Origin of the sequence: Streptomyces sp. NBC_01298 (genome assembly GCF_035978755.1) — a bacterium.
GTDB lineage: Bacteria > Actinomycetota > Actinomycetes > Streptomycetales > Streptomycetaceae > Streptomyces.
In genome coordinates this window covers 32,447-53,882 of record NZ_CP108415.1, presented here as the reverse complement: position 1 = coordinate 53,882, position 21,436 = coordinate 32,447, and the positions used below count along the sequence as shown (strand labels likewise).

The 21,436-nt window shown below is 72.1% G+C and carries 18 protein-coding genes; 12 read left to right on the top strand and 6 right to left on the bottom strand.

What is annotated here, in order from left to right; genetic code table 11:
- The first annotated feature begins 143 nt into the window (after positions 1 to 143).
- From OG730_RS41495 to OG730_RS41465, 7 genes are all read left to right on the top strand, one after another.
- On the top strand, positions 144 to 500 hold the full coding sequence (locus OG730_RS41495; protein WP_327309729.1) for an SH3 domain-containing protein: 357 nt from the start codon (positions 144 to 146) through the stop codon (positions 498 to 500).
- Positions 501 to 578: 78 nt separating this feature from the next.
- Entirely contained in the window at positions 579 to 1,262 is a 684-nt protein-coding gene (locus OG730_RS41490; protein ID WP_327309730.1) for a hypothetical protein, read from the top strand.
- 331 nt (positions 1,263 to 1,593) lie between these two features.
- Positions 1,594 to 3,012 carry an MFS transporter gene (locus OG730_RS41485; RefSeq protein WP_327309731.1) on the top strand — a complete coding sequence of 473 codons (1,419 nt, stop codon included), beginning with the start codon at positions 1,594 to 1,596 and terminating at the stop codon, positions 3,010 to 3,012.
- Between the two features lie 162 nt (positions 3,013 to 3,174).
- The gene (locus tag OG730_RS41480) at positions 3,175 to 3,513 is read left to right on the top strand and encodes an SH3 domain-containing protein (RefSeq protein WP_327309732.1); all 339 of its coding nucleotides are present in this window, start codon (positions 3,175 to 3,177) and stop codon (positions 3,511 to 3,513) included.
- Positions 3,514 to 4,033: 520 nt separating this feature from the next.
- Complete coding sequence (locus tag OG730_RS41475) at positions 4,034 to 5,740, top strand: MSCRAMM family protein (protein ID WP_327309733.1); 1,707 nt, start codon at positions 4,034 to 4,036, stop codon at positions 5,738 to 5,740.
- 143 nt (positions 5,741 to 5,883) lie between these two features.
- Positions 5,884 to 7,098, top strand: coding sequence for an MFS transporter (locus OG730_RS41470; RefSeq protein ID WP_327309734.1), 1,215 nt, complete (start codon positions 5,884 to 5,886; stop codon positions 7,096 to 7,098).
- A 37-nt stretch (positions 7,099 to 7,135) separates the two neighbouring features.
- Entirely contained in the window at positions 7,136 to 9,025 is a 1,890-nt protein-coding gene (locus OG730_RS41465) for a hypothetical protein (RefSeq protein WP_327309735.1), read from the top strand.
- Between the two features lie 37 nt (positions 9,026 to 9,062).
- Here OG730_RS41465 and OG730_RS41460 read toward each other — a convergent pair whose 3' ends face one another.
- Together OG730_RS41460 and OG730_RS41455 are read right to left on the bottom strand one after the other, a co-directional pair.
- A complete protein-coding gene (locus OG730_RS41460) occupies positions 9,063 to 9,773 on the bottom strand; it encodes a hypothetical protein (protein WP_327309736.1) in 711 nt (236 codons plus the stop codon).
- A gap of 189 nt (positions 9,774 to 9,962) precedes the next feature.
- Complete coding sequence (locus tag OG730_RS41455; protein ID WP_327309737.1) at positions 9,963 to 11,690, bottom strand: hypothetical protein; 1,728 nt, start codon at positions 11,688 to 11,690, stop codon at positions 9,963 to 9,965.
- Between the two features lie 399 nt (positions 11,691 to 12,089).
- On the opposite strand from OG730_RS41455, the gene OG730_RS41450 reads away from it, so the two are divergent.
- The gene (locus tag OG730_RS41450) at positions 12,090 to 13,367 is read left to right on the top strand and encodes a competence protein CoiA family protein (RefSeq protein ID WP_327309738.1); all 1,278 of its coding nucleotides are present in this window, start codon (positions 12,090 to 12,092) and stop codon (positions 13,365 to 13,367) included.
- A gap of 107 nt (positions 13,368 to 13,474) precedes the next feature.
- Positions 13,475 to 13,792, top strand: coding sequence for a WhiB family transcriptional regulator (locus OG730_RS41445; protein ID WP_327309739.1), 318 nt, complete (start codon positions 13,475 to 13,477; stop codon positions 13,790 to 13,792).
- A gap of 180 nt (positions 13,793 to 13,972) precedes the next feature.
- Here OG730_RS41445 and OG730_RS41440 read toward each other — a convergent pair whose 3' ends face one another.
- From OG730_RS41440 to OG730_RS41425, 4 genes are all read right to left on the bottom strand, one after another.
- A complete protein-coding gene (locus OG730_RS41440) occupies positions 13,973 to 14,398 on the bottom strand; it encodes a DUF6009 family protein (RefSeq protein WP_327309740.1) in 426 nt (141 codons plus the stop codon).
- 339 nt (positions 14,399 to 14,737) lie between these two features.
- On the bottom strand, positions 14,738 to 16,255 hold the full coding sequence (locus OG730_RS41435) for a DNA primase family protein (RefSeq protein WP_327309741.1): 1,518 nt from the start codon (positions 16,253 to 16,255) through the stop codon (positions 14,738 to 14,740).
- A 3-nt stretch (positions 16,256 to 16,258) separates the two neighbouring features.
- Entirely contained in the window at positions 16,259 to 17,329 is a 1,071-nt protein-coding gene (locus OG730_RS41430) for a bifunctional DNA primase/polymerase (protein ID WP_327309742.1), read from the bottom strand.
- A gap of 98 nt (positions 17,330 to 17,427) precedes the next feature.
- A complete protein-coding gene (locus OG730_RS41425; RefSeq protein WP_327309743.1) occupies positions 17,428 to 17,814 on the bottom strand; it encodes a hypothetical protein in 387 nt (128 codons plus the stop codon).
- A 646-nt stretch (positions 17,815 to 18,460) separates the two neighbouring features.
- On the opposite strand from OG730_RS41425, the gene OG730_RS41420 reads away from it, so the two are divergent.
- The 3 genes from OG730_RS41420 (at position 18,461) to OG730_RS41410 (ending at position 21,407) form a co-directional block, all read left to right on the top strand.
- Positions 18,461 to 18,694: a hypothetical protein gene (locus OG730_RS41420; RefSeq protein ID WP_327309744.1), complete on the top strand. Its 234-nt coding sequence runs from the start codon at positions 18,461 to 18,463 to the stop codon at positions 18,692 to 18,694.
- On the top strand, positions 18,691 to 20,157 hold the full coding sequence (locus tag OG730_RS41415; protein ID WP_327309745.1) for a hypothetical protein: 1,467 nt from the start codon (positions 18,691 to 18,693) through the stop codon (positions 20,155 to 20,157). Before OG730_RS41420 ends, OG730_RS41415 begins: the two co-directional genes overlap by 4 nt.
- A 143-nt stretch (positions 20,158 to 20,300) precedes the next feature.
- On the top strand, positions 20,301 to 21,407 hold the full coding sequence (locus tag OG730_RS41410; RefSeq protein WP_327309746.1) for a hypothetical protein: 1,107 nt from the start codon (positions 20,301 to 20,303) through the stop codon (positions 21,405 to 21,407).
- Positions 21,408 to 21,436: the final 29 nt, after the last annotated feature.

Genomic DNA, 21,436 nt, shown 5'->3' with positions numbered 1-21,436 from the left:
AGCCCGCACGACGGGACACCCGGCGAAGTCGCCGACCCGGCAGACGGGACAAGCCACTGGACACCCGCGATCGGGCCGGGCACCGCGCCCAGCATCGGCTGCGCCCCGCCCGTCCGCGACGTCCCCGTTGAAAGGCCCCGCCGATGCTCCGCCGTACCGCGATCCGCTCCGTTGTCCCCGCCGCCCTGGCCATGGCCGCGGCCGCCACCCTGACCGTGACCACCGCCCCGGCCGCCCACGCCGTCGGAGAGAACAGCCAGTGCACCGTCAACTGGCCCAACTTCGGCGCCTCGGTGAGCAAGAACGCCTGGAACTACCGCAGCGGCCCGGGCACCGGCTACGCCAGCAAGGGCTACCTCTACCGAGGAGACAAGCTCACCGTCCTGTGCAGCCGGGGCGACTGGAACTACAGCCAGCTCTCGCAGCGCTCCACGTCCGGGATCCCCAAGGGGACCAAGGGATGGGTCCGCAACGACGGACTGGTCAACCTGGCCGGCTGAGCCACCCGCCGCCGCCCCTACCCGACGATGGCAGCGGACAAGGATCCGGCCCAAGCGGCCCCCCAAGCACGGGGGCGCATGACGGTAGAGCAGGCCCTGCAGTTCGACGATTCCCTCTGGCGCCGCTTCACCGCTCTCCACGAAGCCGGGCACGCCATCGTCGCCCTGGCCACGGGCAAGGCCTCCGTCTCCGAGTGCGTGATCGCCCCGACCAAGACCACATCCGGGGACGAGGCCTCCGCGTACACGGAGCTCAGGTGGGACTCGCTCGATGCCCACCTCACCCTGCTGTACGGAGGGGCCGCCGCCCAGCAGCGGTGGCTCCACGAGCAGCAGCTGTGGAGTCCGTTGAGAGACTCCGCGGTGGAGGCCCTGGCGAGCCACGACTACGCGGCGGCCGCGGCAACAGGGGCAGCTCCAGAACAGCTCCGGCAGGCGCAGACCACCGCCCTGGCGCTGCGTGACCGCCACTGGGCGGCCATCCTCGCCGCCGGCGCGCTCCTGGAGAGGAACGGCAGAGTCAGCGGCGAGACCCTCAGCGCACTACTCCACCAACCCCCGGCCACCGCCAGCCCGGCAACTGCACAGACGCCGCTCTCGCCACCGGTAGCCGCCTTCAGCCACTTCATGGACCGGGCCCGGCAGATCGCGGCAGAGTCACAGCGGCGCGCCTCCCACACCCCGGACACCACCGCACAGCTGCCACACGCCCAGTCCGAGTCCCTCGGCAGCCAGCAGCCTGGCCACCGCCACATCCGATAGCCGCCCGCACCCCGGCCCCCTCAGCCGCGACGCCTTCTGCGGGCCCTGGGAAGCGAACCGCCCCCGGGGCGGCCGGGCCCGGGCCCGGTGTCACGTGGCGGACCGACGGCGCCGGTGGCAGCACCAGAAGCTGGGACGCAGCCACCACGGCCGCCCGCAGGCGGGGAAGCGGCGTTGAAGCCCGGCCACGGCCCTGTTGGGCTTGCCGACACAGCGGATGAGCCCCCCGACCCCGCTGCCGCCGCCCGCACGCCGCGCGCCAGCCATGAGCGCCTCGGCGTGCGGGCGGCCTCAACCGACAGGCCCACCCCCGCACCGAGGCAGGCAGCTGATGGCCCACGCGCAGGTCCGCGACGTCCCCCGCACCGCCTCGGCGCGCGGGCCCTTTCCGAAGGCGACGGACTTCCGCCGCCCGGCCCACCCGATGCCCGCTCCGGCCCGCGCCGTTGCGCACACGACTCCGGCCCGGGGGCCCTTCCCGAAGGCGTCCGACTTCCGCCGCCTCACCCACCCCGCGCCCACGCCCGCACCTGCCCCTGCCCCTGCCCGCGCGCCCGCGCCTGCGCCAGCCGGCACTCCGCCGTCCTTCCGGGCCGTACTGCGCCACCGATATTGCAGCCGCCTGCTCATCGCCTCCGTCACCGGCCGCCTCTCGCTGGGCATGGCACCCGTCGCACTGATCCTCGCGGCGCAGGCCGACGGCCACTCCCTGGCCACCGCGAGCGTCCTGGCCGCGCTGTACGGCATTGCCCCCGCACTGGGACTGCCGCTGCTGGGCCGCATCGCCGACCACCGCGGCCTGCCCTTTCCCATCTACCTCGGCGCGGGCCTGGTCGCCGCGGCACTGAGCGTGCTCGCCCTCGCGGGCACCGCCAACCTCCCGCTGACCGCCGTGTGCGTCCTGCTGGCGGGCGCCGGATGCCCGCCCCTGGAGGGTGGACTGCGCTCCCTGTGGCCCACCGTGCTCCCCGACGACGCCCACGTACGCACTGCCTACACCCTGGACTCCTCCACCCAGGAAATCGTCTACGTCACCGGCCCCGCCCTCGCCATCGCCCTGGCCGGCGCGGTCTCCCCGGCCGCCGCCCTCGCCCTGGCCGCCGCCGCGACCCTCGCCGGATCCCTCGCCTTCGCCACCGCCCACCCCGCCCGCACCTGGCGCGCCGAATCCCGCAACCCCGACCGGCTCGGCGCGCTACGCCCGCCCGCCATGCGCCCGCTGCTGGCCGCCCTGGTCTTCCTCGGAGCCACCGTGGGCGCCCTCGACGTCGCCGGGATCGCCTCCGCCGAGCAGCAGAACGCGGCCTGGCTGGCCGGCGCCCTGCCCGCGACGTTCTCCGCCGCCGGAATCCTCGGCGGCATCCTCTTCGCCCGCTTCCAGCCCTCAACCGCCCCCCGCCCCCGCCACCTGGCCCTCATCGCCGCCCTGTACGCGGCCTGCTGGCTCCCGCTGCTCGCCCCGCTGCCCGCCCCGCTGCTCCTGGCCGCGGCCATGCTCCCGGGCGCCCTGTTCGTGCCGCTGCTCACGGTGGCCAGCCTCACCCTGACCTCCCTGGCCCCTCCCGGCACCTCCACCGAGGCCGTCGGCTGGCTCTCCAGCGCCATGCGCCTGGGCCTGGCAGCCGGCACCGCCCTCGCAGGGCCCCTCGGCGGCCACTTCGCCGTACCCCTGCTCGCCGCCGCCCTGTGCACGCTGCTGCTCAGCACCCGCATGTCCCTGCGCCCCTCGGCGGCCGCGGCCACGGCCTGAGTGGCCCCGACGCGGCCCGGTCCCGCACGCCGGGACCACCCCTCAGATGACCGTGCCGGGCCCTGACACCGCACCGCCCTCGCGCCGTTCGCCCGCACTCCGGGCCCACAGGCTCCCCATGAACAGCCTCCCAACACCCCTCTCACCCAGGAGACCATCACCATGAAGATGCGCACCCGCATGGCCGCGACCGCCTCCGTCGCCCTCGCGCTGACCGCCGGCGGCCTGGTCACCGCGACCTCCGCGAGCGCGGCCGGCGGCTGCTACATCACCGCCTCCGCCGCCAACGTCCGCTCCAGCCCGTCGACCGGCGCCCGCATCAACGGCGTCGCCTACCGCGGCTGGGGCTGTACCACCTGGGACTCCGCGTACGTGGGCGGCCAGTCCTGGTACAAGCTCCGCATCGACCGGACGGGCGTGACGGGATGGGTCCGCAGCGACCTGATGCACCACCCCGAGGAGGACATCCACACGTGCATCCCCGAGGACCCCGCCTGCTGACTGTGACTTCCCGCCAGCGGCCGACCGTTCGCAGGCAGCCGCGCACGCGAGGCCCGCTCCCCGTCCGGAGCGGGCCTCGTGTCCATCTGCCGACCAACACGCACGGTCCGTACGACGGACCGCCGCCAGTGGCGGCCGCCGGGTTTCTCCCGCCACCGAGACCGCGGGGCCAACTCCTTTCCCACCCCTAGGGATAAGCGGACTATGCCCCTAAATGTCCCTGGCGGAGCAGGGGCGTCCCTGCTGAGATCACTGCTGTCCGACCACACGTCGCCCCTTCTCAAGGAGCCCCACGATGAACCAGTGCCCGCTCAAGTACCGCCCGTGTCTGACCGTGACCGCCGGCCTCGGCGAGACGCTCTCCGCGCGCCCCTGCTAGCCGGCCGCAGACGCCCGTAGCGACCACGGCGCGTCCCACCCTCAGCGCCCGCCCGGGCCCTCCGTCCAGCCAGTCCGGGCGGGCGCTCTCGCGTCCGGACCCTGCGCATCCCGCCACCAGCACAAGGAGCCCCCTCTCCCCATGCACGCACCTCTCGCCCGCGCGACAACGCGCCTGACCGCCATCACCATCGCCGCCGCAGCAGCCGGCACCCTGTCCTGGTCGGCGGCGGCCGCCCCCGCCCAGTCGGACAAGTACGGCCCCGGCTACGCGATCCCCGACAGCGACGGCAACGCCGCCACTTCCCACATCGGTGCCTACGGCCCCCCGGGCATGACGGTCTACGGCCAGTGGGAGACCTACTGCGCCGACCCCGAGCGCAAGGGGCCCGACGCCGCGGGCGGGTACAGCGGCCCGGCCACCGTCGAGCACTGGACCTCCTCCGTCACAGGCAAACAGGTCCCCGACGCCCACCTCGCCTACGCCTCCTACATCGTCGGCAAGTACGGCCAGACCCAGAACGCCGCCCAGGCGGCCGCAGTCGACGCGGTCGTCTACGAGTGGCTGGCCGGCGGCGCCTATGGCATCGACGGCGCCCGCGGCAAGCAGCGCCTCGGCTACCCGAACGTGTCGTCCACGGCCCGGACCCTGGCCGCCGACTACCTGGAAGAAGCCAAGAAGTACGCGGGCCCCTACCGCCTGACCCTCACGCCGAAGGTCACCGAGACCCCGGCGGGCAAGAAGGTCGCGGTCACGGCCACCGTCACCGCCACGCTCTCGGGGACCAAGGTGCCCGGGGTGAAGGTCCGCCTCACCGAGTCCGGCACGGACGGCGAGAAGGGGCAGGTCACCACCGGCCAGGACGGGACGGCCACCTGGGAGTTCACCGCCGACGCCAAGGGGACCACCACCGTGGGCGCCGAGGCCGACGGGCTGCCCGGCTCCCAGCTCAAGGTCCTGGCCCCCCGCGACGACACCGCCCAGCGGATGCTCCTGGCGGGCGACACCACCACGGCCAAGGACCAGACGGCCATCAAGGTCACCGCCGCGCCGGGCGGTGTCACCATCCGCAAGAAGGACCCGGGCGGCGAGGCCCTGGCCGGAACCTCCTTCCAGCTCCTCGACCCGGCCACCGGCAAGACAGTCGCCGAGGGCAAGACCGGCGCCGACGGCGTGCTGGTCTTCGACAACCTCGCCCCGGGCACCTACCGGCTGCGCGAGACCGACAGCGGCAGCCCCCTGCACGCCACGGTGCCCGACCAGGACATCACCATCACCGAGGGCAAGACCGCGGCCGCCAACCCGATCACGATCGTCGACCCGTTCAAGCAGGGCGAGCTGCTGGTCAAGAAGATCGACAAGGCCACCGGCAAGCCGCTGGCCGGAGCGGTCATCGCCATCAACGCCGACACCGTCGACGCGTCCGGCAAGCACACCAAGGGCAAGGAGCTCACGCAGCTCACCACCGGCAAGGACGGCACGGCCAAGCTCAAGCTCGACGTGACCCTCAAGAACGGCACCACCTACTGGGCCACCGAAGCCAAGCCGCCCGCCGGGTACGAGGCGGACGCCGCCGCCCAGCAGTTCACCGCCAAGCCCGGCGCCCAGGTCACCGTCACCCTCGCCGACACCAAGTCCCCCACCCCGATCAGCCCACCCCCCACCACACCGCCGCCCGCGGCCAAACCCCCGGCCGCCCAGCCGCCGGCCCCTTCCGGACAGCTCGCCCACACCGGCGCCTCCAGCACCACCTGGCTGATCGCGGCCGGCGGCGTGCTCCTCGCGGCCGGAGGCACGGCCGTGTGGGCCGGAAACCGGCGCCGCCTCGCCCGCACCCACAGCGGCTGACGCCGACCTTGCGCTTCGGGCTCCGCACCCCGGTCGGAGCCCGAAGCCACCCGCAGGGCACGGGCAGGCCACCCCTCCCCGCCACTGCGCCGACCCGCAGCGACCCCGCTCACCACTCCACCGGAGCCACTCCGTTGTCCCAGATGACTCTCACCGGCCGCCGCCCGGCCCCGGCCCCGCCCACCGCCCTCAAAGACGTGATGGCCACCCCGCACGTCGCCCGGCTCCTCGCCGGAACGCTCCTGGGCCGCCTGCCCAACAGCATGGCCCCCGCCGCACTCGTCCTCCTCATCACGCACTCCGGCGGCTCCGTCGCCTTCGGCGGCATCCTCAGCGCCCTCTACATCCTGGCCTCCGCCCTCTCCCAGCCGGTCAAGGGCCGCCTGCTGGACTGCTACGGACAGACCCGGGTCTCGGGCCCGGCCGCCTTCATCAACGCCCTGAGCCTGCTCACCCTCGCAACGGTCAGCGCCCAGTCCCAGCCGGTGCTCGCCACCGCCCTCGTCGCCCTCGCGGGCTCCTGCACGCCCCCGCTGGAGGCAGGCCTGCGCGCGCTGTGGTCGAGCGTGCTGCCCGACCCGGGCCAGCGCCGGGCCGCACTGGCCGCCGACACCGGCAGCCAGGGCCTGCTGTTCGTGACCGGCCCCCTCCTGGCCGCTTTCCTCGCCAGCCAGTACGGCCCGGGGACCGCCCTGGCCGCCACCGCCGCCACCGGAGTCACCGGCTCCCTCATCGTCTTGACCTCCGCGCCTTCCCGGGCCTGGAGTTCCCCCGCCAAGCACCACGGCACCCGCAGCGCCCTGCACAACCGCGCGCTGCTCCAGCTTCTGTTCGCCCTGGCCGGCGTCGGCGTCGCCAACGGCGCGGTAACCGTCTGGGCCGTGGGAATGGCCGAGCGCCACCAGATGGACATGCTCACCGGCCTCATCCCCGGCGCCTACGCCGCGGGCTCACTGATCGGAGGCCTCCTCTACGGCCGACGGCCCTGGCCGGGATCCACCGTCTCCCACCTCCTGGCCGGCACCGCCGCCTTCGCCGCCGCCTGGCTGCCCCTGCTCACCCTTCCCGGCCCCCACCCGGCCATCGCCCTCGCCCTCCTCCCGGGCCTCTTCCTCCCCGTCGTGATCACCAGCTCCTTCATGACTGCGGACCGTCTCGCACCCGCCGGGAACATCACCGAGACGTACGCCTGGATGATCTTGTCCCTCGGCGTGGGAACGGCCTCCGGAACCGCCCTGGCAGGCGCCCTCGCCGCCCACCCGCTCGCCGCCGCCACGCTGCCCCTGGCCGGGGCCGCCACCGCCCTGACCGTCCTCACCGCCGCCCGGCGCCGCGCCGCCACGACCGTCACCCGCTGAAAGGCCACAGCGGACACCCGGACCGAAGGACAGCACCGTGCCCGAGACCAGCCGCCTGTACGCGCTCACCAGCACCTACACCAACCCCTGGTGGCCGGCCGAGCCCGGCCCCTCCCTGCTCATCAACGACCCCGTCATGGCCGCGCGCTGGTACCTCGACAACGAGCAGGAGGAGAACCTCGCCGTCGCCGCCCGGATCAGCACCGACAACGGCGCCACATGGCAGGTGCTGCCGCCACGCGAACTGTGGGCGCACACCCTCCAGCACCTCGATTCCGCCGCCCAGAGCCCGGAGGAACCCGTACGGCACGCCGCGGCCGCGCTGCGCGAGCAACTCGACGCGGACGCCACCGCGTGGATCGACCGCCGCATCCGCTTCGTCGAACCCGACAACCCCGCCCCCTACCGGCCGGACACCCCGACCCTCTTCGGCTGGCAACGCGGCGGCGAGGTCTGGGCCCTGGCCCTGGGCACCGTCCCCCCGGACCCCGTCCTCGAACGCCTCACGGCCCAGTACGCCGACCCGCAGCCCGAAGGCCCCGACCAGGCACGCGCCGCAGCCCGCCAGACCCTCGACGCCCTCGCCACCGCCCAGTCACCCCAGGGCACCGACGTGCCCGAACTCCTCCAGGCCTACCAACGCCTGGAACTGCTCACCTTCCCCGCCGGACAGCTGCACGCCCTCGTGCTCCCCGCGCAGGACAACATCCTGAACCAGCTCGCCACCCGCCTGCCCGAGACAGCCGACGTCAGCGCTACCCACCCCGACCCCGAGCACCCCGTGCGCAAGGCCGCGGCGACCTATCTGCACCGGCTCGCACGGCTGGGCCCCGGCCCCCACCCGGACAACCCCTCCGTACGCGAGGCCCACGACGCGCTGACCGCCGCCATCGCCGAATCGGCTGCCCGCACTGAGCCGACCGCCCCGGACGGCCCGCCCACGGCGCTGCCCGGCCACCCCAGGCTGCTGACCGACCTCGAGGCGGCCGCCGCCTGGCGGGCCCGCTCGCCGGCCGCGCGCCGCGATGCCGAGATGTACATGGACGACCTGGTCCGCGCGCACACCCGCCTGGTCACCGCCTCCGCAGATGCGGCGGCACAGGGGGTGGGATGGCTCAACGCCCGGCCGCGCGACCCCGCCGAAGCCGCAGCCGTCGACTCGCGCGACTACTTCGAGCAGAGACTCAAGGACCTCAACGCCCGGCACAGCGTGCTCATGCACGGCTCCGTCCTGGCCGAGGCAGAGACGGCCGCCGTGCAGGCCAAGCACCAGGCCGTCGTGGACGCCGCGCAGGCCACCCTGCCGCTCACACCCCGCACGACCGTCGCCGAGACCGAAGCCGACCACGACGCCTTCATGGCGCACGTCACCACAGCCGAACAACGCATCGACCAGGTGCTGGCCGAGCAGCGCCAGCATGCCCGCAACGCCCTGCAGCGGCACTTCCCCCAGACCGCCATGTACGAGCTGCGCACACGCCTCATGGACCGCGCAGGCCTCGGTCCCGACTCCTACCAGCAGGCCTACCAGGCCGTCGGCGACACCGGCCGGGCCCTGGAAGAGCTCAGCAGCCGGCTGGCGAGCGGGACAGCGGAGTTCGGGCAGCCCCCGGTCACCGCTGAGCAGGTCGCCGCAGCATCCGCCCGCCATGCCGCCGCCGAGCAGCACTTCGACGACCTCTCGGTGAGCCAGCCCCGCACGCTGGAAGCGCTCAACGCACTCGACCGGATCAAGGGGCTCGCCCCGACGGGCCCGGAGGGACGAGCCGCCCGCATCGCGCAGATCACCGCCCAGTCACGCGAACGAGCCCAGCACACACCCTCCGAGGCCGAACCCGTCGGAGGCCTCTCACGCAAGGCCCAGCCGTCCGGGCACATCCACGACGGCCAGGTCCCGCAGAGCGCTCCGCGCCCTGGAATGCGCTGAAGCACCAAACCCGGCCGCCAGGATCCGGCTGCTGCGCTCAGGCGCCGGCCGGGACCGCCTCGGCGTTCTCCTGCGCCGGTACCTCTGCCGCGGGAGCGGAGGCCTTCGGCCACGTGTAGAACACGGTGCCCTGCTGGTTGCTCTTCTCGAGCACGCCCTTCGTCGCGAGCTTCTCCAGAGCGGCGCGGACGACGGGGTCTGACTTTGCGCGCTCGGGATGCGCGGCCTCCAGCTCGGTGCGGATCTCGGTCACCTTCTTCGGCTCGCCAGGCTGCAGGGAGAGCACGTCCGACAGGAGCTGCCCGAGGGTGGGCTCCGACGGCTTCACGGCCTCCTCAACTGCAGGAACCGTGGCCGCGGCATTCTTGGCGGCCGCGGTCTTCTTCGCCGGGGCCTTCTTGGCGGCCGCCGTCTTCTTGGCCGGGGCCTCGGCGGTCTTCTTGGCCGCGGTCTTCTTCGCCGGACCCGCGCCGTCGGCTTTCTTGTTCGCCCGGGGCTTCGGCACGGCAGCCTCCGCTACGCCGACGGCCACCGGAGCGGCGGCCACCAGATCGGCGCCCGTGGGTGCCGGGGCATCACCCACGGGCGGCATGGACTCCATCGCCGCGGTGAGCCACTTCTCCTCGGCATGGAGCTGGGACAGGCGGGCGGTCAGCGTCGCCTGCTCGGCCTGGTTCGATGCGAGGTCGGCGGCCAGCTGCTCCGCATACTTGCTCTGGATCGGGGTGTTGACCGGTTCACTGGCCACGGCAGTCCTCGCTCCTCAAGGGGATGTGCGTTGGTGCCGGATGCTACTCGTTGCAGGCCACAGCCGGTTGGCGTATCACTCATACCGTCCTCTGCCCAATCCCCCGACGGTCGCGTACTTCCGGCGGGGGACTGCGCACACCACACGCAGCGGGTTGCCGCGCGTCGGGCCGACGGAGTGGGCGGGTACTCAGCGGGGGAGCAGTGCCACGGCTTCCTCGGCGAGCCCCGCGACCGCCCTCTGGTACCGCTCCTGTGATCCGCTGGTCGGGTAGTTGCTCATCAGCGGCAGGGCGGTGGAAGCAACGGCGTGGCCCAGGGTGTCGCAGGCGGCGCGGATTTCCGGGCTGGGCTGCGCGGCCCTGTCCGTCGTGGGCACCAGCACATACCGGTGCCGGCCGCGGAGTGGGGGAAGGCCGTCCAGACACCATCCGGCGGATTGCGCGACCCTCGCTTCGGCAGCGGCGGTCTGCTCCTCAGCGGATAGTTCGCGGGTGACGTCCGCGCCGGCCTCCGTGTCCCACCCCCTGGGGCTGCTCTCCACCCGCTGCAGGTGAGCGGCCCATCCGGCTAGTGCGTCTGCCCACCTCGCACCCCAGCGGTCGGCGGCGAACGGTTCCACCTCGTCCAGGAACTGCTTTTGGATCCGGGCTTCGAGATCGTCGAGGTGCTGGTCGCTGGGGGAGTAGGTGTCTCCAGCGCCAAAGGGGTTGTCGTCCTCGTCGAGGTCGGAGGGCTCCTCGTCCTTGCCGGACAGAGATCCCGGTGACCAGCGCTGGTAAGTGTCTGACAGCCACGTCCAGATCTCGCCGCGTTCGGTCAGCTGGCGCTCGGTGACCGTGGAGCCGGGCGCCTTCGTGGGCGCGTTTCGCCAGGGCACGAGAACGAGGTCCGCGCCGGATGCTGCGGCCGCCGGAAGTCCGGTGGGGGAGGCGTCGATGACGACATGGCTGAACCGGGCGTCGAGGTCAGGGTGGCGCAGCAGGAGCGCGAGCTGGCGTGCTTGTTCCTCGCCGTCTCGGTCTACCGACACGCTCGCGAAGGTGTGGGAAGAACCAGGGGGCTGGTGGAGATGGGCGGCTGGGTCCTCGATCATCACCCCAAGTGGGGACGGGGCATCGGGACCGTGGCTCTGGTGATCGCCATCCCACGACCGTTGCCCCGTCCTGGCGACGGCGGTCCGTAGGAGGAGGACACGGTGCCCCTGCTGCGAGAGCGCCTCGGCCAGACCGGCCGCGAGGGAGGTACAGCCGTGGCCGCCACTGGCGTTGCAGACCGAGATGATCCGCGGGCGGGCGGCAGCGTGCAGCTGTTCGGGGTGCGGCCCGTCCAGGATGCCGGGCGCCGGCAGGTGTTCGCTGAAGTCCAGCAGGCCGGATTCGGCGAACAGGCGGATGCGGCGCAGGACGGTACTGGCTGCCCCCTGGCCGTCAGGCCGGTTCATCCAGGCTGGATACGCCGGCGCTGACGGTGCCGGTACAGCTGCCTTCGCGGCGGCAAGGGCCTCGCGATGGTCCGCCGGGAAGAGGAGCGCGCCCCCGCCTACTGTCAGCTCGAGCACGGTGCTTCGTCCGCCCTGAGGCTCGGGATACTGCCCGCCGGCCGGGTTGGTGGGCAGGTGGCTGAGCAGGCGGCGCAGTACTCGCTCGCGGTGGGGCTCGGCGATTGAGAGGAGGAGTGAGTCCTCTCGGGGGCCCACCCACGACAGCGCGAAGGGACCGCCGAGGGCGCCGGGGTGATGGGCGCCGAACTCTGCGACGAGGGCGGACAGCGTGCGGGCTTCAAGAGCGCGCTGGGCATCACTGGCGGCTTGAGGAACGAGGCCGCGGTGGCTGCGCACCTGGTGGAAGGCGGTCTGGTGCGGCTCGCCGGTGTACGCGCTTCGCAGGCGGGCGCGGCGGCTGGTGTTGGTGGACATGGCGAACTCCTGGCCAGCCTGCGTCCCGGCACCGCAGGCTCAAGGAGACGTCCTGTGGGTGTGAGGTGAGGCCCGAGCCCGTGGCACGGTTCGCCGCCCGAAGAAGCGCCAGGTAGCCGGGGTTGGGCGTTGGCGCAAGCGGTCGGGCCGCTCAGCAGCGGCCTGAACCGGCACGGTAGCAGCTTGGCATCCGTCACCGTGCCAGGACGTGCCCGCGGGCAGCCGCCCGGCGTGGATTCCGTGGAGCGCTACGTCCCCAGGTGTCGGCTCCGCCGGACCTCCCGTCGTACGGGACGACAGTTCACGACCTGCCCCACAGCCTCTTGTTCTGCGGAGACTGCGGGCAACGACGGCTGGCCATGGAGGGGAACGGGTGGGCACGGCAGGCGGGATGGGCGCATGAGTACGCAGGGGCAGAGCGGTCACGCTGACTTCCCTCGGGCATTTCAGCAGGAGAAGCGGCAGGTGTGGGCGCGTGACGGGGATACCAAGGCGCTGGTGTACCTGCCCGACGGCCAAGCCGACGGCGAGATCCGCCCGGGAGTGACCTGGCGCGCCTACATCCGGGGCGGCATGCTGCTGTGCCCGATGCCCGGCTGCGGGCCGTTCGCCCGCGTCGTCGCGAGCCCGTCGAGGCGGCACCACTTCGCCCACCGGGCTGGTGCTGACCACGCCAGCGGCACCGGCCCGGAGACCCTGTGGCACCTGAGCGCGAAGGAACTGCTGGCCCGGTGGGCCGCCGCAGAGCCGAGCCTGCACGGTTGGCGGCTGCATATCGACGACACCCCTATCTCCATGCCCGAGGGCTGGCGGCGCCCCGACGTGCTGGCGGTCTCTCCGGACGGCTCCGCCCGAGTGGCGCTGGAGGTCCAGTACTCGACACTGACCGGGGAAGAGTGGCGCGCACGGCACGGCTTCTACGCCCGGGCCGGTGTGGTCGACATCTGGGTCTTCGCCCATCACGGGCCCCAGTGGCGCAGCCGGGCAGCCTCCGGCCCAGCCCGCCGGGAGGAGCTCGCCCACCGCGATCCCGGCTGGACGGCTGCCGTCGGCCTCAGCGGCCTGCACCAGGCGATGCTCCAGGACGAGGTGGTCCCGCTGTGGCTCGACCCCACGGCCCGCACCATAGGTACCGCCACCGCGCTCTTCGCCCCCGCCGCACCGCCCCGAAGCCGGACCAGCCGGCTCGTCCGCAACCCTGCCCTCTACGCCCTGCCCCCGGAACACAACTTCCGCGCCTGCTACATCGCGGCTGATCCACTGGAGGAGTGCCGTATCGACCTGTCTGCCGGCGAGCTCCTCACCTCGGCACGCGCACGGCACCGCCAGGAGCGCATCCGGCTTCTCGCCGATCAGGAAGCCGCCCAAGAACGCCTGGACGCGCTGCAGGAGCGGCAGAGCCAGGACACCGAACGCCGCCGCCAGCAGGAGCAGCAGCGGAGACGGGAGAGAGCCGCGCAGTATGCCGCCGAGCTGGAGGAGGAGATACGGCAGGCGGACCTGCGCGCCCGCGAGGACCAGCGCCTCCGTGAAGAGGAGCTGGCCGCAGTCCAGGCCCGGCTGCAGACGCCGCTGACGGAGGACTATCCGTTGCAGCTCACCCCCGCCCCCACCCCCGCCCCAGCACCGGACCGGCCCAGGGGCTGGTGGCTTCCGAGGCGGCGGCGCCGGAAATGACCAGGCGCACACATCGTGGCGGGACCACCATGGGCAGTCCCGCGCGACCCCGCTGGTTCGCTCATCAACAGATGGCGCCGGAACGGCATAGGCTCGCTGTGGGGATCATGGTTCGACGGGGGAGGGCAGAGGTGCCGAGCACGGGAGCGCACTGGGACGAGGACGCGGCCTGCCGGAACACAAACACCGACGAGATGTTCGTGGAGAGCACGCAGCAGAAGCGCGCGAAGAGCGTCTGCACCGGATGCACGGTCCGCACAGAATGCCTGGCCGAAGCCCTCGACAACCGCATCGAGTTCGGCATCTGGGGCGGTATGACGGAACGCGAACGCCGGGCACTGCTGCGCCGCAGGCCCGACGTCACTTCCTGGCGCAAGGTCCTTGAAGGCGCCCGCGATGAGCAGGGGCATCCACAGGCGAGCTGAGGGGCTCACAAGGCCCGTGGGGTGGAGCCTCAGCCACGGTCGGCCCCTCCACGTAAGTGCTGGTCAGAGCGTTGCGGCTCTCCGGGAAGGGGCTGAAGGGGCCGAGGGCATGCAATCCTCACCGGTCGTGGTGTCAGCGGGGGCAGTGGCTGAAGGGGCCGGGTTCCGCCAAAAGTGCGGTCAGAACAGCATGCCGTCGGAAGGACCGGACTCCGCGCTGCTGGAATCGGGCTTGCCCACGCGACGGCCCCGGGCGCGGTCGGTGAGTTTGCCCTTGGCCCCGGGCTGCAGTGTTCGGGGGTCCACGGCCTCGTGCGGGGTCGCGTCCTGATACTGGCCACCGGGTTCGCTTCGGTCGTTGTCCTTGACGTAGAAGACGCGCCGGCGGTAGCGCCGTGACGGCTCCGTGGGCTCCGCGGTCTCCTCGAGCTCGGCGTACCCCACGATGCGGCCTGCCCTCATCGCTCCACGCGGCTTCCCCGTCCGGTTCCGTGTCTTCTCGAACATCCAGCGGACGTAGTCGTACTTGGCGTCGACGGTCGCCCAGCCCTCGACCCAGACGATCTTCACCTCCTGGGAGAGGCTCGTCGCCCCTGCGTCGGACATCGGTGTCACTCCCGGATACGTCAGTTCGTGGCGGGGGGCCGGCACAGGGGCCGTGAAAGGGGCTGACTCGCGCCCTGCGCCCCTGCCACCCTCTTGTGAGGAAAACAGCAGGTCAGAGAGGTTCTCAGGCGTCATTGGAAAGCTCGCAGGGGCTGAAAGGGGCTGACTTCTTAGATTGTTGAGCTGCAAAGGTGGGACTAGTGATTGGAGGAGATTCCCCAAAGTCGGCCCCTTTCAGCCCCTGTGGGAGGGTCGGGAAGGGCTCTGACCTGCGGTTTCCTGAGGGCGGGACGGGGTGTGCGGACAGCCCCTGCATCGGCCCCTGGATGAGCCCCTGCCTCATGCTCCAGTCCTCTCGTCCGCGCCCGGGGCCAGCAGCCCGAGGCCGGGGAAGTAGCGCTGCCCGTTGGTCTTGGGCAGCTCTCCGGAAGGAATGTTCAGCTTCTGCCGGACGGCGCCACCGAGGTCCCGAGGGGACACGGGCGTCAGGCCCTCCGACTGGCACCACGCCCGGTAGGCCTTCCCCAGATGCGGCTGGAGCACGCGGTATTCGCTGCCGATCACGCAGCAGTCCTTGAGGAACCGGCCGACGGAGTCCTCCGACTCTTCGTAGTCCTGCGTGGCCAGCCTCACCCGCTGAGGGCCGTTGAGCTGGAGATCCTTGCCGTTGAAGTACTGCTTGGCCCCGTCGACCAGCCACTGCAGGATGCCGGGCCCCTCGCTCTCCACCAGCCGGTGGCCGAGGTTGTCGACGACCAGTTCGCTGGGGACGATGCGGTTGAACTCGATGATGCGCATCCGCCGCCAGAAGCCGAATCCGCCGGCCTGCACGACAGGCCTGTGGTTGCCCACGAGCCACAGCTTGTGCGTGGGCGCGAAGCTGTAGAAGTTTTCGTACATGCGGCGTGCCTTGATGCGGTCGCCGCCGGTGAGCAGCTTGAACTTCGCCTCGTCGAACCTGGATCCCTGATTGATCTCCGAGCACACCACCAGCCGCCGCCCCTGGAGGTCGGCCAGCTCGGTCGGGTGGTCGGCATAGGGGGAGGCCATGAGGAAGTTGGGCGGTGCGGAGTCGGCGTACTCGCCGAGCAGGGACAAAAGGACGTCGACCAGCACGGACTTGCCGTTCTGCCCCAGGCCGTAGAGGAAGGCCAGGATCTGCGCGGCCTGATCGCCGGAGATCGAGTACCCGCACAGGCTCTGCAGGTAGGTCTTCATCTCCTCTCCGGCCTCGTCGTCGCCGAAGGTGTCGGTCAGGAAGCGGTTCCACATGGGTGTGGGCATGACCCGCGGCGTGACGGCGGTCGCGTGGGTGTGGCTCTGCGATGGGGAGGCCGGCACCATCCCGCCCGTGCGCAGGTCCACCACCCCGCCAGGGGTGCACAGGGCGTACGGATCGGAATCCAGCTCCTCGGGCTCCAGGGTGAGCTCGGGCAGGGTCTCGGCCATCTTCACCAAGGCGGCCGCCCCCGCTGCGCTGAGGGCGCGCTTGCGGTAGCGAGCCATCTCGCCGTCCGGGTAGCGCACGTTCTCATCGGTCCGGGGATCCCTGCGGGGCATGCTGTTCGCCAGCTGCATGGCGGAGTACCGGATGCCGGTGGTGTTGCTGTCCGGGAGCCATCGGTAGTCCGCCCACCGGTACCAGCCCATGTCGCGCACGTACCGGTAGTAGTCGCCGTACACGGACAGGAACAGATGGGCCATGCCCCAGTCGGTGAGGCTCTCGGGAAGCAGGAGCTGGGGCTGCGCAAGGGCAGTCCCAGCCGTCAGCTGGTGGGCGGCGCGGCCCGGCTGGTAGGACGCGTCGCCCGGGACCCGGCTCGTTGGTACGGCCGAGCTGGCGCTTGTGTAGCTCATGACTCAGCGGTCTTTCGTCGGGTTCAGGGGGCGTCGCTGCCCAGCGATCAGCCCGGACTGGATGATCCGGTGCGCTTCTCGTTCACGGTGCGGGCGGGCCTGCACAGCCGCCTCGATGAGGGCGTTCCGGGCCTCCGCATCGCTCGGCACCAAGCCGGCCGCGACCAGCCCCCCCATGGTGAAGGCGGCCTTGTTGAGCTTGCTGCTCCAGCCGCTGCCCTCCGACAGCCGCTCGCACTCGGCCACCTGCGCGAGCGCCGTGGTCACCACCGCGCTCGCCCACGCGGACTCCGACTGCGGAGCCGCGATCCGCCGAGCCAGGTTCGGAACCCGGGCTACGCGCGGCCGGGGAGCGGCGCCAAGCAGGTGGCCGGTGCGCTGGAGGGCACCGGCCAGCCAGCTCGGCAGCAGGGCGGGAACGCGGACGTCGCCGAGCGCCCGGTAGACCCCGGCGTCGGTACGGGTCCCCGGCGCCACGATGTAGCCGCCCTGAGCACGCACGTCCAACTGCCAGCCCAGTGCCCGTCCGTCGTGGTCGCCGCCCGCGGAGCTGGCCCAGCGGGTGTTGCGGGGAGCGGCGAACCAGAGGTGAAGGCCGCCGGACGGCGTCTGCACCGTCAGCGTCCCCATGTCCTCCACCGCCTCCGGCCCTCCGGCCAGGCGTGCCAGAAGCATGAGGGTGTCCAGCCCGGTGCGCACCTGGCGCGCGTCCTCCGCCGAGACCTCGAAGCCGGGCAGCACACGCTCTGCCTCCACCGGGCCGTCGACATGGCAGTCCACGTCGACCACCACGAGACCGGCCGCCCCCGTGGAGACGCCCACGCCGGGGACCGGCTGCTCGCTCCACCACCGGGCGATCCGCTCGGGCTCGACCGTGGCGGCATAGAAGCCGTGGCACCAGCGCCCCTGTTCGATGCAAGGGCACCCGGCCGGTGCGTGCGGCTCGTACTGGGTGCTCGACAGCCGGCACCGGCCGCAGCCGGGCCGGGGCGTCTTGTGGCCAGCGCGCAGAGGGAAGACCGGCCACCCCCGCCGGGCGCACCAGGCGGCGACTTCGCCCGCCCTACTCTCCACGGCCGCCCGCCTCCCCGTACGGCAGCGCGCCGCCGCGGCCGGCTCCGGCGCCGGGAGCGCCTTCGGGCCAACCGGCCGCCGTCGCGAACGAAGAGGGGTCAGCCGACCAGAGCGGGAACGCTCGCAAGGTCACCATCCCCTTCCTCCGCCACGACCTTCAGCATCGAGGTGGCCCACCGGCCGAGAGGGATCAGGACCAGGGGCTCGGGCGCCTCCACGTCCTGATGCATCCAGTCCGCGACAGCCTCCAGGGCGTGCTGCGCCTCCACCCGGTTGCCGTCGACCACCAGGGTCGTCCGCGCCTCGACGGAGCCGGCCTCCAGCATCTGCCGCGCCAGCGCCATCACCTGGTGGTCGCGCGCGAGAGCCTCCTCGGTCCGCGCGCCGGCCTTCGTCCTGCGGTTCGTGGAGCGGTTGGCACTCAGGGTGGTCGCACAGAGCGCCAGGACGGCGTCAACGGCCTGCAGTTCCTCGGCGGCGGGCATCAGCCCGATCCGATGCAGGTTGCGCAGAGTCTGCGTTCCCACCCCGGCGCGCGCAGCGACCCACCGCTGCGACCGCGGCCGCATCAACTCAGCCAAGTCCAACATCACAAAAGCCCTTGATCTGCGAGCGGCCGCCACCGGCCGACCGTGAAACGAACAGGCCCCAGAGTGAGTGACCCTCTGCCACCTGAAGCTGCGCGTCACTTAACTCCAGAAACGCATGTCTGGTCAAACAACACGCGGTAGATGAGCACACAAGTCCTGCGGGCATGAAGAACCGGCAGGTCAAAATACTTCAATCCGCAGGAAAAGCGGCAACAGGATGCCGATGGGCTTCCCTGGAAGGCCGGTTGCCGTCAGCCGGCCAGTGGATGACCGTCACCCGGGCAATCAAGATCAAATGCCACTGCCCGGCCAGAGACACCGACGGAACCCGCGCCCACCGAGAGCAAGATCCGGCCTGCCCCAACCGGTGCCCGGTCCGGCCCCGTTCCCGCCCTGCGCAACCGGAAGCACATCAACCCGCCCCCTCGTCCCGCCCGACGGGACGAGGCTGCCGCCGGGCTCCCGGTCGGCCCACCTCTGAGCACACTCGCCGTGAAGGACAGGACCAAAGGCGCCTTGGACCCGAACGGAAAGCCTCCTCTTGATTCACCACACCCCCGAAGCCATCCAGGCCGAGATGCAGGAGCGGCTGCGCGTCGCCGGCCATCAGCGCCTCGTCGCGGCCGCGGCCGCGGAGCGCCGCCGCCAGCGCCGTGCCCGCCGCGCCGCCCGTCCCGGCTGGATGCGTCGCGCAGTGCGGACCCTGCGCCGGGCCGCGGCCGAGGGCCTTCGCGTCCACGACAGCATCAAGCAGCAGGAAGGCGCGCCCCGATGACCACCCCCTCCCACGACAACCTCCAGCAGGCCCCCGGTAGCGGCCAGGCCCGGAGGACCGCACGACGACGCGGCGGGCGCCGGGTCCTCGCCGCAGGCCTGGGCGCGGTCGTCCTCGCCGCCGCGCTCACGGCCTGCGCGAACAACGCCGCCCCCGGCCCCGGCAGCAAGAAGAAGCCCACCGCGACACCGAGCACGAAGACGAAAGCCCCGAAGGGCCCGTTCGCGCCCCCGCGCCTCGAACAGGCCTGGAAGAGCGCCCCGGTCACCGGCGACCTCCTGCGCACCAAGCTGCTGGGCAGCTGGCGCACCGACACCGCGCTCTACGTCGGCCGAGGCACCGGCATCACCGTCCTCGACCCGGTCACCGGAAAGCAGCTGGGCACCATCGAGCCGCCCGAGCCCGGCATGAGCCCCTGCGGCATGAGCGACGGCCTGAGCAAGGACGGCCTGGGCGCGCTCGCCTGGCTCAAGGGCGACCCCGACAGTCCCAAGGCCACCTGCGACCACATCACCCTCATCGACACCCGCAAAGGCAACACCGCCCGGTGGACGACCACCGTCAGCGCCGAACTCCTGGGGGGCAAGCCGCTGACCGACGACACCACCCGCCTCGGCTTCACCGGTGACGTCCTCGCCGTCATGACCGGCAACACCGTCGTGGGCCTGCGCACCGACAAGTCCACCGCCTGGACCTGGAAGAACCCCGGCGTCCGGACCGACACCTACGTCCTGAACTGGGACATGGCCATCGGCCCCGACCGCATCGTCGTCCTGCTCGGCACCGAGCACGGTGCCACCTGGACCTACGAGATCGCCACCCTCGACGCGAACGGCAAGCAGCTCTCCGCCACCCCCGAACCGATGCCCACGCCCAAGGACGGAAGCATCGACCTGGTCTCGGCCGCGCCCATGACCGCGCTGGTCCGCCCGGACTCCTTCGACCACACCACACCGCCCGAGCTGGTGACCCTCACCCGCGAGGGCGCCGTCGCCCGGCGCATCAAGCTGGCAACGCAGGCCGGGCCCGCGACCATCGGCCAGTTCAACCTGCTGGGCCGGGCCGAGAAGTACAACGTCCAGCTCACCGACACCACCGTCTACGTCGCCGCTGGCGACAGCCTGAGTATGGAGGGCGCCCCCACCCAGGTCGCCGCCTTCGACCTGGCCACCGGAGCCCACCGCTGGACCCGCCCCGTCGGCGCGGCCGCCCAGCCCCGCTTCGTCGGCGCGGACGACGACACCGTCTACGTCCTCGGCGGCAAGAGCATCTCCGACATGGAGTTCTACGCGTACTCGGCCAAGACCGGCGACCGCACCAAGATCAGCACCGTCAAGGCCCCCGACAGCCTCTTCATGCTGAACTCCGCGATCATCGACTACGCCTCCGGCAGCCTGGCCACGATCACCACCGGCTCAAGTCCCGGACCCGGCGTCTTCATGTTCCGCGCCCCCTCCAGCTGACCCCCAGCCCCGGGCCGCACCACGGGTCCGCGGGCACCTGCAGCCTCCTGCGCCCCGCGGTGTTTCCGCTGGGGGCCACCGCAACACCCCCGCCCGCTCGGCGGGATGCCTTCAACAGCGCGCACCCACAAGGACCTTGGGCCATGCCGGGTGTCATGCGCAACGTCCAGCGGCCAGCGACTGCCGCACCCACCCACCTTCCGGAGACCGACATTCCCGCCATACGCAAAACCCTCGCCGCCACCGCTGTCGCCGCCGCCGTCCTCGCGGGCACCGCCGCCTGCGGCACCGCCGAGAACCTCACCGCCGCGCAGAAACTCGACCAGTCCGTCGACAAGCTCGGCCGGCAGAAGGCCATCTCCCTCGAACTCGGCCTCGACACCGACGCCGCCACCCTCAAGAAACTGGACTCCGGCTCCGCCCCCGGCAAGGAGATGCCCGACCAGGTTGCCCAGCTCCTGGCCGGCGCCCGCGTGTCGGTCTCCGTGCAGTCGAAGAAGCCGCTCCAGGACTCCTCCGACACCGACATCACCGGCATGGCGGTGAAGGTCTCCGGCCCGGACGGCGACCTGCTGGAGTACCGCCAGGTCGGCGACTGGGCCTACCTGCGCGCCGGGGTGAAGGCGCTCGAGAAGGCCGCCGGCAGCAAGCTCCCCGCTCCCGGCCAGCTGCCCCCGGACGCCACCGCGCTCAAGGAGATCCTCGGCGGCGGCTGGGTGAAGATGCCCGCCGACAGCCTCACCAAGAACGCCCCGGGCAAGGACACCGGCCCCTCCAGCGACCCCGCCGCCGACGCCCGGAAGAAGAAGGCCATCAAGGGCCTGCAGGACCTGATCACCCGCGAGGTCCAGCTCAAGGACACCGGAACCAAGAACGGCGCCGACCACATCACCGCCACCGCCTCCTTCAAGACCCTCCTCACCGGCCTGGTCGACGAACTCCGCCCGCTGGCGGGCGACCTTCCGCCGGGCGCCAACCTGCCGACCAGCCAGGACCTCAAAGGCGCCCCGGACAAGCCCGTCACCGCCGACTTCGCCATCAAGAACGGTGCCCTGAGCACGGTATCGGTGGACCTCGCCCCGCTCGCGGACACGGCCAAGAGCAACAAGTTCGCCCTGGTGCTGCGCGTCGGCAAGGGCGAACAGGCCACCGCTCCCGACCAAGCCGCCCAGATCGACCCGGGCGCCCTGTCTCAGCAGCTGCTGGGCGGCCTCGCCCCCCAGCACATCACCGGCGCCGGATCCGTCTGATCCAGCCCAACCGCCGCGCCGGGTGCGGC